Annotated in this window: 9 protein-coding genes; all 9 read left to right on the top strand. The window is 40.3% G+C overall.

Annotated features, from left to right (window positions below; translation table 11 throughout):
* Positions 1 to 1,353: VapE domain-containing protein (locus tag AB5443_RS14505; protein WP_368119614.1), on the top strand; the 1,353-nt coding region annotated here is incomplete at its 5' end.
* 1,070 nt (positions 1,354 to 2,423) lie between these two features.
* On the top strand, positions 2,424 to 3,287 hold the full coding sequence (locus AB5443_RS14510; protein WP_277134737.1) for a helix-turn-helix transcriptional regulator: 864 nt from the start codon (positions 2,424 to 2,426) through the stop codon (positions 3,285 to 3,287).
* A 39-nt stretch (positions 3,288 to 3,326) separates the two neighbouring features.
* Positions 3,327 to 3,974, top strand: coding sequence for a hypothetical protein (locus AB5443_RS14515; protein ID WP_073344786.1), 648 nt, complete (start codon positions 3,327 to 3,329; stop codon positions 3,972 to 3,974).
* Positions 3,975 to 4,104: 130 nt separating this feature from the next.
* Positions 4,105 to 4,719 (top strand): DUF3575 domain-containing protein, encoded by a 615-nt coding sequence (locus AB5443_RS14520; protein WP_277134738.1) that lies wholly within the window; start codon positions 4,105 to 4,107, stop codon positions 4,717 to 4,719.
* 59 nt (positions 4,720 to 4,778) lie between these two features.
* Complete coding sequence (locus tag AB5443_RS14525) at positions 4,779 to 6,257, top strand: DUF3868 domain-containing protein (protein ID WP_022139087.1); 1,479 nt, start codon at positions 4,779 to 4,781, stop codon at positions 6,255 to 6,257.
* Positions 6,258 to 6,307: 50 nt separating this feature from the next.
* A complete protein-coding gene (locus AB5443_RS14530; protein ID WP_022139086.1) occupies positions 6,308 to 7,702 on the top strand; it encodes a hypothetical protein in 1,395 nt (464 codons plus the stop codon).
* A gap of 195 nt (positions 7,703 to 7,897) precedes the next feature.
* Positions 7,898 to 8,815 carry a FimB/Mfa2 family fimbrial subunit gene (locus AB5443_RS14535; protein ID WP_277134739.1) on the top strand — a complete coding sequence of 306 codons (918 nt, stop codon included), beginning with the start codon at positions 7,898 to 7,900 and terminating at the stop codon, positions 8,813 to 8,815.
* Between the two features lie 20 nt (positions 8,816 to 8,835).
* Positions 8,836 to 10,227, top strand: a complete 1,392-nt coding sequence (locus AB5443_RS14540) for a DUF5042 domain-containing protein (protein ID WP_368113358.1) — start codon at positions 8,836 to 8,838, stop codon at positions 10,225 to 10,227.
* 37 nt (positions 10,228 to 10,264) lie between these two features.
* Positions 10,265 to 13,522, top strand: a complete 3,258-nt coding sequence (locus tag AB5443_RS14545; RefSeq protein WP_368113357.1) for a DUF4906 domain-containing protein — start codon at positions 10,265 to 10,267, stop codon at positions 13,520 to 13,522.
* Positions 13,523 to 13,539: the final 17 nt, after the last annotated feature.

Genomic DNA, 13,539 nt, shown 5'->3' on the forward strand with positions numbered 1-13,539 from the left:
CAGGAAATGGAGGACTGGAAACGCGGGGATGACCTTCAACCCTTGCTCGTGCATCTTGCCGAACATTGTTTCAAAGCGGGTATCCCCGAAGAGGAAGCCGTGCGGCAGACACTTATCCACTATTATCGTGAGGAAGATGAGCAGGTCATCCGCCTCGAATTGCATAATCTCTATCAGGAATGTAAGGGTTTCGGCAAGAAGAGCAGTATCAGCAGGGAGCAGGAGACAGCTTTCCTGTTGGAAGAATTTATGAACCGGCGTTACGAACTTCGTTACAACACCGTGTTGGATGATTTGGAGTACCGTCAGCGTGATTCCATTCATTTTCATTTCAAGCCCGTGGACAAGCGTGTGCGCAACAGTATTTCTATCTGTGCGTTAAAAGAGGGTATCAGCGCATGGGATCGCGATGTAGACCGCTTCCTGAACTCGGAATATGTTCCTTTGTACAATCCAGTAGAGGAATATCTTTATGAAGTGGGGCGTTGGGACGGCAAAGACCGTATCCGTGCGTTGGCAGGTCTGGTTCCCTGTGACAATCCGCATTGGCAGGAGTTGTTCTACCGTTGGTTTCTTAGCATGGTGGCTCATTGGAGAGGGGTAGACCGGCAGCATGGAAACAATACTTCGCCTTTGCTTGTCGGCCCGCAAGGGTTTCGCAAGTCAACGTTCTGCCGCATTATCCTGCCGCCGGAACTGCGTTTCGGCTATACGGACAGCATCGACTTCAAAAGCAAGCAGGAAGCGGAGCGTTATCTGGGGCGTTTTTTCCTGATAAATATTGATGAGTTCGACCAGATAAATGTCAGTCAGCAGGGATTCCTGAAGCATCTGTTGCAGAAACCGGTCGCTAATCTGCGGAAACCTTACGGCAACACTATCCGCGAAATGCGTCGTTATGCTTCCTTTATCGGCACGAGCAATCAGAAGGATTTGCTGACCGATCCCAGCGGAAGCCGCCGTTTCATCTGTATAGAGGTGACAGGTCCTATCAACACGAATGTCACCATCAATTATAAACAGCTTTATGCACAGGCGATGGATGCTATTTATAAAGGTGAACGGTACTGGCTGAACGAGGACGATGAGCAGATTCTGAAAGAAACAAACCGTGAATTTGAACAGGTAAGTCCGTTGGAGCAGTTGTTTCATTGTTATTTTAGTCCGGTGGCGGAAGAAGAGGATGGCGAATGGCTGACGTCCATGCAAATTTTGAGTTATTTACAGACAAAGACACGTGATAAGTTGGCTATCAATAAGGTAGCGCAATTCGGTCGCACGCTCCAAAAATTGAATATACCTTGCCGGAAGTCTTATCGGGGGACGCTTTATCATTTGGTGAGGATGGAGTGATGGGGATGGCACATCTGTGATGTCGTTACAATATAAGTAGGTGTCCTGAGGGTAAAACTTACCCTCAGGGGGTAAATGTGTTTTGCTCTCATAGCTGAAAGGCCGATGAATAAGGGAATGTAGAAGAATTATGAGGGTATGAGGGTAAAGTATGCATGAAAAATATTTGTAGAGTAAATTAGGAATTACTCTATAAGTGTATGTGCAATTGTCTGTTTCTTAAAAATTAATGTCTGTTTAATATAATGTTTGTTTTGTCATATCAAACTAATTTTGCCCCCAAATAATAGTGGTAGCTTTTTGTGATATTGTTGTTATGAATAAAGGAGAGAATATGATAATATGTAATAGTCGGTTGGCAAAGATTTTATTAACCGGACAGGAGTCTTGTTTTATGATTTTCGGATGTGTGCTTACATTTATAAGTTATCATTTGTTTTATTGGTTGGAAAAATGGTTCGGTTTTGTTGTTTATATATAGTTATATGATATAGCTGCTGTGAAGCACCTTGTTTCCCTAAAAAAATCCATGCCCTTACCATTTTTTATTTGTGGTAATATAAGAAAATGGAGTAATGGAGTTTTGCTGCCTGGGAAGGTGGCTATTGTTTGTTTTGTTTGTATGATGCATCCTTTTTTCAGTGGAAAAAAGGATGCTTTTTTTTAATACAAATCTTGGCTTATATCTTGCTTATAAATAAACTACTGTCAATTTGTTAGAATGAGGAAATAGTCTTTCATGTATAAAAAATAGTCATTTATGTATAATCGAGAAAAAATGAATTGGTTTTTCTTTGTAGAACATTGTGTAGGATCAATTTGATTATGGAAGCTTTTGTGCCCTTATGCTCGATTCGAATATTTGCGATGCTAATTGGTTGGGGGAAAGTAAAAGGAAGACGAAATATTAATTGTTCCAGAATAGTGTTTTGTGTTGATTATATTTACTATTAAGTAGGCTTCTTGTATAATCATCGTTTTTTGTCTGTAATCTAAAAATAGATGTCTTTTTTGTGAAAAACAAATATGTAAAATGGATTGTTTTTTTTTAAAACTACTTGTATTATAACATGAAATTACTTTATTTATCAGAACATCATTCCTGTTTTAATTATCAGCTAAAATTTGACAGTGGGTTTGCTCGATACAAATTGGCGTCACAAGAATCCGGCCAAATTGATAATAGCAGTTGTTTTTGTATTTTGTTTCTTTTAGAAGGAGAGTTGTCTGTTAGTATAGGTCGAGAATGTCACATTCCCCTTCTTAAAAATAACATGCTGCTTATACCGCAGAATGAAAGAAACCGGATTGATAGTATTGTATCGGCAGAAGGTCTTTTATTGTTTTGGGATAAACAAATAACAGCTTGTGACAAAATGTTTCTTGAATCAATTTCGCATGACAAAATAGAAAATGAGAATTGTCGTGTTTTGCCAATCAGAAAACCGCTATTGTACGTTTTGAGGCAGTTGCTTTTTTATTTGGGAGAGGGGATGTTGTGCAGGCATATGCATATTCTTAAACAGCAGGAAATAAACCTTATATTAAGAGGCTTTTATACAAAGTCTGAGCTTGCTACTTTTTTTTCTGGAACAACCGAAATAGGACGGAAGTTTGAAAATTTTGTATTGGATAATTATCAGAAAGTGAGAACAGTGAAGGAGTTCGCGAGTTTATGTTGTGTTTCGGAACGTTCTTTTAACCGTAAGTTTCAAGAGTATTTTAACCAAAGCCCTTATCAATGGATGCAGGAGAGAAGGGCTGAACTGATCCGTGAGAAAATTAGCGAACCGGATATTGCTTTTCGGGAAATAGCTATGGATTTCGGGTTCAGTTCTCCTGCTCATCTGACTTGCTATTGCAAAAAGTTGTTTGGTGCAACGCCGACTGAACTACGAAGCAGCTGTGAAAAAGAAAATAAAACTAAACTATAATACGTTTTTTCTGATATGGTGAGTGGTGAATTGAATAATATGGAATTTGGAGACGGTAATGAGGGAGAGAACAAATACCTTTTATGTAGTTCAAGAGAGCATTGCTCCGACCTTTTTAAAGAGCTTGTCGGAAAGATGTCCATGTGTTTGAAAGACAAAATAATGCAGGATATCTTTTACTCCATGTTGGCAGGAGGAGGTATGGTTGAGCTGTCTGGTAAGTATAACCTTTCCAGGAAAGCGTTGATTTTTATGTATGAAAAAGCTATGAGGGAAGTGAGTGATAGTTGGGAGGATATAATCCAAGGAAAACAAAAACTTCAATTAGCCGATCTCCGGTATAGAAATTGTAAAACAGTCTTGTCTCGGAACAATTTTATTTGTGAAGAAACCAAAGTTGCTGTTCCTGTTAAAGAGTGTGATATACCGGTTGAGTATCTGGAAACACTGTCCACTCCTTTGTCTAATTTTGGAATATCTCCGAGGATATTACGAAACCTTAGAAAATATAATATCTATTTATTGGAAGACCTGTTGCGGTTTATTAAAAGGAATGGTTTTGACGGAATTGGCAGATTGCATGGTGTGGGGGCTAGATCTTGTGATCAGTTGTTTGTAATACTGAAAGATAAGAGTGTTTTGGAGGATAAAGATACCTGTTATTTGTTCCGTTATATTTTTGTATAGATAAGGACGTGTGCATTATTGATAAATAGGCGTATATTTATTAATTTATGTCTTTTTTGTATAACATCATTCCCGCGCTTCTGCACTAATTTTGCATCAATAAAAATTGATGTGAAAAGTTTTAATAAAAATGACAAAAATCTTTAGTGTGAAGAGATCGGTTTTTCTCTTATTTTTAATTGTTTGTACCCATTCTTTTGCTCAAAAGGTGGCGCTAAAAAACAATTTGGCATATGATGCCTTGAAGACTCCTAATCTTTCTGTTGAATTGTCAATGGGTAGAAAATGGACTCTGGACACGCAGGTGGGGATGAATTTCTTTTTATTCACGAAAAATGCTACCTCTCCCCGATACAAAAATAAGAAGTTTAGCCATTGGCTGGTGCAGCCGGAGCTTCGTTATTGGACTTGTGATGTGTTTAATGGTTGGTTTTTCGGGTTGCATGCCCATGGAGGACAGATGAATATCGGCGGGGTTGATGTGCCTTTTGTTCTTCAAAGAAAGGATGACAGTATGAAAGAACACCGCTACGAGGGCTACTTTTGGGGAGGCGGTTTGAGCGCTGGGTATCAGTGGGTTGTTTCCAATCGTTTTAATGTGGAGGTTTCTTTGGGAGTTGGTTATGTACATGCTGAGTATGATAAGTATAATTGTACTACATGTGGTAAAAAAATGGGTAAGGGAAATGCTGATTACATCGGCCCCACTAAAGCGGCAATTTCCCTTATCTATATGTTAAAGTAGACTTTTAATAAGTTGGGGTTCGTTTTATTGTTTTTCTATTTTGCTAAAAAAGTATATTAATGAAACTGTTACAATATTATAAGCAACTGTCTTTTATGGTGGGCTGGTGCGGATTACTACCGTTGTGTACTTATGCTCAGGATGCTGTGTTGCCTGCTGGCAACTTACGTTGGGATTATTCAGATAGCCGTGTGGCGAGGAGTGTGGATGGACGTGATTTGAATATCGAGTTTGCGATAAAACCTGTCGTAAAACTGAAAACTCAAGAAGTTGTGTGTATTTCTCCCCGTTACATTTCGGCAGACGGGAAAGAAAGCATAGAGTTGGAACAGGTGTGCATATCCGGAAAAAGAAGATATAAGGTGATTAAGCGCCGTAAGGCTTTACGTAATCAAAAGCCCGGACAAGCTGGTTTTGGTGAAGTGCATTCTGTTAAGGAGTTGAAAGATGCTCCTATGGTATTTAAGAGTACTTTTCCTTTTAAAAGTTGGATGGCAGATGGGCATATTATAGTGGAGGAAGTGTCGTATGGCTGTGCCGAGTGTGGAGTAAGTTTGAATGAGGGTATGGCACTGGAAGCTGGTATTCCATTTTTTGGAGCAAAAGATTATGTCTATGATTTTATCGAACCGGAAAAGGTTTTGGTTAAGTGTTACAAGGATTCTTTTGATTGTAAAGTGACTTTTCCTGTGGCACAGTATGGGCTTCGTGAGACCTTTGCCGATAATAGTCAGGAACTTGCCAAGCTTGGACAATTTGTTTCTGAAAGTTTGAAAATCAAAGGAGCGGAACTCAAGAGTGTATATATAAAAGGCTATGCCTCGCCCGAAGGAGATTTTGATTATAATAGGTCTCTTGCGCAAAGACGTACTAAAACCCTTTCGGACTATATCGCCAACCGATATCCTGCCTTGAAGAAAGCAGTGGTCTATAGTGCTGAAGGTATCGGGGAAGACTGGGAAGGTCTTAAGGCGGCAGTCAGTGGCTCCAATCTTGCCAATAAGGACGAAATCCTTTTTATTATCGAACATAACCAAAATGATATGGAACGCGAGTCTGCTATCCGTGAGTTGGATAATGGCAGAATCTATCACATTCTCCTGAAGGAGTTCTATCCAAAGCTACGGCGTACGACATTCAGTCTCAGTTTTGATGTAAGGCCTTATGAACTAGAGGAACTTTCGGGAGTTTTTGAGACGACCCCGGAATGTCTTAGCCAGTATGAAATGTACTTGTTGGCCGAATTATATGCTTCCCGAAGTGAGAATCCTTTTTCAGTGTACAAGAGGGCATATGAGCAGTTTCCGGGAGACATTGTGGCGACTTTGAATTATGCCAATGCCCTGCTGAAATACGGGAATGATCCGGATGGGGCTCTACAGGTGCTGGATGCTGTAAAAGAAGATTCTCGTTCTCTTTTTCCCATGGCAATTGCCTATAGTTTGAAAGGTGAGTGGAAGCGGGCTGAGAGTTTGTTGAAGGAGGCTGCTAAATATGGTAACATTCATGCCGCTACGTTTTTCAAAAATAGAAAATAATCAATATATAACTTAGATTTAATTTTAATATTTATTTAAACAATTAACTTATGAAAGTAGTAAAAAGTTTTACTGTTGCGGCCTTGGCATTGCTCGCGGCATGTAGTAATGAAGAAAATCAAGTTACATCAGACAATACAAGTTATCCGGTGGACGTTAGGGTGTCATTGAATACTAATAAAGTGGGGACACGTGCCGCTATGGGAGACTTACAGGAAACAGTAGCTGACCAGGCGGCGGCCACACTGTCTAAAGTACATGTGTATCTGGTAGATGGCAGTGGTAATATCACGGTTGCAGAAGAGTTTATAAAGGACGACGCGAAGTGGGGGCAACTGGTGAATGCCGTTCCCGCCTCTGCCGATAAAACCCCGGGAGGATATAAATTCCTCGATGTGACGGCTGCAACTAAAGAGGCAGTTGTAATCTGTAATCCTCAGGGAGCTATCGTTCAGAAAGGTGGTAAAATGGCCGATATTGTAGATTATGTGCTTAAATCAAAAATTGGAGAGGTTATTTACGCAGATGCCAAAGGCCTGACAACAATCGGTCAAGAATCTTATGGTGTTAATCCACAGGATGATAAGAGAGTGGTTAAAGCCGCTGAATTCACTCTTGCCGGTAATATGAACCGTTTCCAGATATTGGGAACCAAATTTGCGAAGATAGAATGGACTCAGTCAGGAAAGGCAGATGCTAAAAAATGGCAGGAAGACTGGATAAAAGCTAATGCCGGTAAAACACCTGAAGAAGCTCTGGCAGCTTTTGTTGCTCATGTCGGTAAGTATGACGTGAAGACAGGAGCGTCTCCAAATGATGCAGAATGGAAGAAATATTTCCAAGTTGTTGATGTAACAGCGGAGAATACAGGCATTGTGATGAATCGCTTCTATAACAAGTTCCATGTTGCAAACCATAGTTCCAATGAGTTGCTGGAAGCAAAAACTTATCAGGGTGATAGATATGACTTCGCTACAGGTACGTTTAAACCGGATGGAAAAAATGATTTGTCTGAAGCTGCTTCTTATTATAATGCTGTTGGTTTTGATTTTGAGACAGCTAAAAAAGCTGCTGCTTTCAATTTCTTCAGTGATAAAGTGACTAACTATGGGAAAGGTGGTGATGCTCCTACTCTGCATTTTATTTTTAAGACAGGAAAGGTTAGTGAAAACCGTCGTTTCCTGAATGTTACTGGATATACTGAAACTGAAGGACAGGATGCAGGCTTGGATGCTGCTGCAAACAAGGTCGGAAAACTGTTGAACATTGATCTGTCGAAAGTGAATGGCGGTAATGGTATTCTAGTAGATGCTGACCCGACTATTCCTGAAGGAGTAATACCTGAACCGGGTGGTAAGGAAGATTTCAATAACGAGAGTGCAAACGTGATTGTCAGAGTGCAGGTACAACCTTGGGTGGCAGTAAATGTATTTCCTATTCTTTAATATACAAGTAGGTATAGATTAATTGTCTGTTTGTTCTTTCCCGTTTTTTTCATGTTCGGAAAGAACGGGAAAGCCTGAAAGTTCTCGTAAGGAGGGTATTTCCTGCCCTTCTTTTTTTGTAAGACAAACTGATGGAAGCATAAGACTTTTCAGGGGGTTGTGAAATAGATATTTGATTATTATTATTTTAAAAATATGAGCATTAGATACGCATTTACATGGTTGCTACTGATGGTCACAGCGTTTGTCGTGACATCCTGCAACCAAGTCTACGATGACTTAGGCGCTTGTCTTGGCAATACCATTGTCTTTTCCTATCTGGCTGATGATAATAAAGAGCATCTACAAGAATATGTAGATGATATTGATGTCTTTATTTTTGATGCTGAAGATGAAAATCTGGTAGAAAAATATCATCTCAAAGGAGAGCAGTTATCCTCTCCATTGGAAGTCAGACTTCCTGAAGGAAAGTATAGGGTGGTAGCTGTAGGTAATGCCTTGAAAGAAACTTCCATTATAAAAAAAGATAGTTATAAAGAAGGACTGGTGTCCCGTCTTGAACTTACAGAAAATGATATCCCGGCTGTGGGTACGTTTGACAGGTTGTATTTAGGAGAAACTATGGTAACATCGAAGGTGCTGAATGAATCGCGTGATGTGGTACGCCTTTATTCTCAACATGTAAAAATACATGCGGAAGTGCTTCCCGATGGAGATGCGGATATACAGCCTTGGTTTGAACAGAATACTAAGAATGGATTCCGTCTGCAGGTGGAATCTTTGTCAGCCCGTTTCTCTTTTACCGGTACTCGTTCTGGAATTACCTCATTTGATCTTCCATTTACAGCCGGAGAGAAAAAAGATCGTTTTGTACTTGATTTCAATACTTTGCGCTTTGAGGACGAGGATCCGATATTGATTTATCTTGTACAGAATGAGGCAGTTCTTTGTACTGTAGATGTAGCGCAATATATCGCACAGTACTATGATAAAGTTCAGATAACAGGTCGGCAGGAAGCACTGCTTCCATTATATTTCCGTCAAAATCTGTTTTCTTTGAGTGTAAGTGTAAAACCATGGGAAGCAGTGGATGTGGTTCCCATAACTGATTGATGAAGATTATGTTGAAATATATGAAATATATCCATACGGTAAAAGCTATTGGTCTTTTTATGATTACAATGCCACTGCTCCTTTCTTTTGTTCTGCTGTCTTGCCAGGGAGAGGAAAATATTATGGAGCAGTTTTCAGATGAGGACAATGTGACTGTCAGATTGAATTTATCGACTAGAAGTGTTGAAGCAGGAGAGAGTGACATGTTGGATGAATATTCTTCCGATCCTGCTAACTGGTATAAAACCGGAACGTTATTTCCTAAACCACCTGCTTTGCCGAGAATCGCGCTTATGATTTTTAACAAGGATCTAGACCGGTATGTATATAACAGCTTGATATCCTTTAATCCCGATGGTACGAGTGGACGGTATCAGATCAAGGTACGTATCCCTAAAGGTGAAACAGAGTTTTATGCTTTTTATGCTCCCAATCAGACGGGACAGGATTTGCCTTATTATACTCCTGAAGGAGATTTTCGCAATAAGATTCCATGGGATTTTCTAAAGATGGATATAGAAGAAATAAACAGAGAAGCTATTGTAGGTGCAGCGTTCCCCGCTATTCTTAAGGAGCAGGAGAATGGTAGTATCGGACTTCCGTCAAATAGCCCCTATGATGGCGTAGACCCTTCGCCGGCAAATGAAAAAATTATAGATTGGACGGAGACTGTTGCAAAGCCTTGGGAGGATGTTCCCGGAATGTCTAACAGATTACATATGGGCATGCTTTCGGGAAAGGCAGAAGCAACTGTGCAACCTTCTACTGGGGAACAGGTACAGGAGGTTACAGTTCCCTTATTCCGTGATTTCTCCCGCATCCGGATATATATCGCAAGTGCGGCCGCTCATGACCGAATAAATTATATTTATAAGAGGATTGCTTTTCTTAATTTTCCGGTGATGATGTCTCCTTCTTTCAGAGAAAATGATTCGGATGAATCCCAACTGGCCGCTTCTAGCCCAAGTACAGAGAATATAATGGAACATACAGGTGTCTATTCTTACGGAATAAAGAACGGGGGAGCAATGAGCATATATGAGGCCCCTTTTACTACTGATGGAAAGATTGATCATACGCAGGTGGAAACTCGGAAATATGAACAGTTCTTTTTGCCACAGTATCTGGCTCCTTATATTCCGGAAAGCAATACTTGGCAAAAGGGGTACCCTCATCCAAAGATACAGTTGACTGTGGAGCATTCTGATGGAGGAAATAATTCACAGTTAAAGACAAAGACTTTCTTGTTTGATGTTGGTGAAGAAACCTCTCCTGGTGTATATTCCGGACCGATTTATCCAAATCGAGATTATAAAGTGTTCATTGTTTTACCGGAGTCTTCTGACAAGGAGATCATTTACCGGGTCGAACCGTGGGTAAGGAAAAATGTGGATTTTCCTCCATTCCAATGATATACACAAGAATTTATCATGATAAATTTTATTACTTATGAAACGATATAAACTGAAAACAACTTATTTCATTCTGTTATTGCTTCCATTGCTTGTATGTTGCACGGATGAAGACCTTATTCAAAGGAGTGGCGTGACGGAGGGAATACCTACCACGGTGGACATAAGTGTCGGTACGGCAGCCAATACCGCCAAGACCCGTTCTGCCTTATTAGAGAGTGAAGAGAGAAAAATCTATGATCTTTACTTGTGGGTTTTCAATGCTTCAGGTGGTGTGGAGTTCTCTCGTGAATATCCGAGGGACGAGCTTAATATGGCTGCAAGTGATTTGGAAGCGGCAACGGGCGAGAAAGACAACGATGCGCCTACTAGTATGGGGTTGCTGAAAAATATAGGTCTCACCACGGGAGAAAAGACACTGTTCCTGTTGGCAAACTATAAATCGGACGGTGACGGGCTGTTTCATGTCGAGCCGGATGTGCTGGAGGGGATAGAGAATCTGTCTGACTTGGAAAAAATAAAGGCGGCTATGACTATACATACTTTGTTCCGTCCGAATGGTAACCTGCTAATGTCAGTGACTCATAAGGTGACGATTTCCAATGCTACTAAACGGGTAGAGGTTTCTTTGAAGCGTTGTGAGGCTAAGGTTACGGTTAATGTGAAAACCGCTGACGGGCTTGTATTTGAGCCTGGAACATACAAACTCGGTAATGTTCCAAGTTCAACGTTCCTTACGGAACATACCAAAGGTTCTGATCAAACAGCTTCGTGGGACGCGAACGGGATGGACGGAAAATCATACTGGAACTCGGAAAAATTCCAGTTTGAGGGAGATGCCGACAACATAACTACTTCATTCTATATGCCTGAAAGCCGGAAGGCTGCGAAGAAGGCCATTCTTCCCACTTCTCCCGGATATAATGCGGATAGGAAAGGGTATGACCTGAGACAGAAGCAACTGAAGTCTCCCGTTGCAGGTGCAACTGACAAACCGAATCTACAAAACGGTGCAACGGAATATGCGCCGGATCTTGCTCCTTATATTGAATTTACAGGTGAATTGCGTCAAAGCATGATGACTGGAGATATTCCGACCGAACGTTTTGGAAGAGTGACTTACCGTATTTACTTGGGATATACGTCAATCGAGGATCCGGTTAATGATTATGATATAGAACGTAATGTGCATTATACTTATAATGTGACTATTAAGGGGATGAATGACTTGGTTATTGAAGCATTGTCAGACAAGGATAAGGAAGAGGAACCTTCTCCTGGTACGGAAGGTTTGGTATATGACGCACATAGGTCGTTTATCTTTGATTGCCATTATGAGCAGGGGTTAATGCGTTTTAAAAAGGACGAGCTTGCTATTTTTAACCCGGATGGCAGTTTGAAGGATGATGCTATGCTCTCTTTTGCTATTCGTACGCCGTTTTGTGACAAGATTATATCTTATACGAAAGCGGAATTGGAGCAACTGAAGAATAACAACTATATTCCCCTCAAAGAAAAAAAGGCTGATACAGACTGGCTCAAATTCTATATCCATCCAAGCACTTTGGCCGACAATGGAAACGAGGATATGCAATATTTCTCCGATACGGGTGCTAATCTGCTTTCGCTGGAACAGTTCCTTTACAGGCTGATGAATGAACCTGATTATGTATTCAATGCGGCTTCGGGACTTTGTAAAGTAACAGTTTATGCCAATGAATATTTCTACGAACAAAATCCTATGCAGGAAAACGCTCCTAAGGACAAGGATTTGTGGAAAATCTTTGCCAACTCTCCGGATCGGACGTTTGATTTGCTGGTAAATACGTCACATGAAATTTCTCCTGACGGACAGTCACGTTATCATCAAGCTATTGTGACCATTCGGCAGATGTCCATAAAAACAGTGTTTGTCAATAGTCCTGACGGTATGCGCGTTTGGGGAGTGGAGAATGTAAATGAGACGCCAGATTTGGATTACATGGTAAGAGCCGCTACTGAAGCAGATGCTTTTTATAATAAATATTATTCTAATGGTTGGGCAAACACGTGGTCTGTAATGAGCAGACGTACTGGAGGATTAACTGATAATGTAATGCCTGATCCTATGTTTAGAAGTAAAGAGAATACTTTATGGCAGGTTATGACAAAAGTAGCAAATGCAAAATTAACATTAAGTAAGGATCATACGAATTTGGCAATGTCTAATTATCATGCTACGTATGCTTGTTTTACCCCATTCTTAAGAAACAGGGATAACAATCGTGACGGACAGATGCAGGCAAATGAAATGCAATGGTATATTCCTTCCATTTGTGAAACGAATATGTTGTATGTGGCAGAACGAGCGTTACCGTTAAAGAGCAGGCTTGTCGGGCATGCTCCATCAGATAATGCTACGGCATTGTACACTTCAAGAGCTTTTATGGGAAGTACCAATTTGACTTTGGCCAGTTGTAATACCATTATGTTGGTGGAAGAGTCACATAGTATGACTCCTATATATAATTTTGATTATTATAGCAATAGTTCTGCTCCGGGAAAAAGAATGCCTTATTCGGATGTGAGATTGATCAGGGATTTGGGAATTTTGGAAACTTCGGAGGATCATAGTTACCATCTCGATGAAATAAGTAAGGAACTCAATAAAACATTAGTCAATAAATGGACGGAGAATGAGTACTTGATTTTCAGGGCTGAGAATTTACCTTCTAATGTTACCCGGGCTACAAGGGCTATTTATGAACTACCGGCACATAATGAAACCTCACAGATAAATACGGTTTATCAGAAAGGGTTTGAAGTTGCCAGATATATAGCCAATACAATAGACAAACCAAAGGATTTGAATAAGCCTAACAGGGAAAGTGAATATTATTATGAAATCTGGAGTACTTTGATAAGTGATATAGAGAAAGGAAAATCTCCGTGTGCTTATTATTATCAGAACCCGGATAAGAGCGATTTGGGGACATGGCGTTTACCCAATGAAGCTGAACTGATGATAATGGCTGGAGGTTTGTTTGATTGGGATGACAGAGAGAAGGATAAAGTCTATGATTTTGGTGGGAATTTACCTTCTTTCAACATGAAAAATGGACAAGTTATTCACTCTCGGACAGGATTTTCCAAACGCGATATGAACGGTGCAAGATCATTTAGTGCTGGTTATCAGATGTATTTTGATGGTTATCTCAGGTTTGTCACGACTGTTGACACACGATGGGGAGGAGATAAAGATAGGCTTGTGAATGCCGGAAAAGGATATGTACGTTGTGTAAGAGATCTTGAATAGGGATAACATTTGAAAAC

Source organism: Bacteroides sp. RTP21281st1_H5_RTP21281_210402 (assembly GCF_040918965.1).
Classification (GTDB): Bacteria; Bacteroidota; Bacteroidia; order Bacteroidales; family Bacteroidaceae; genus Bacteroides; species Bacteroides congonensis.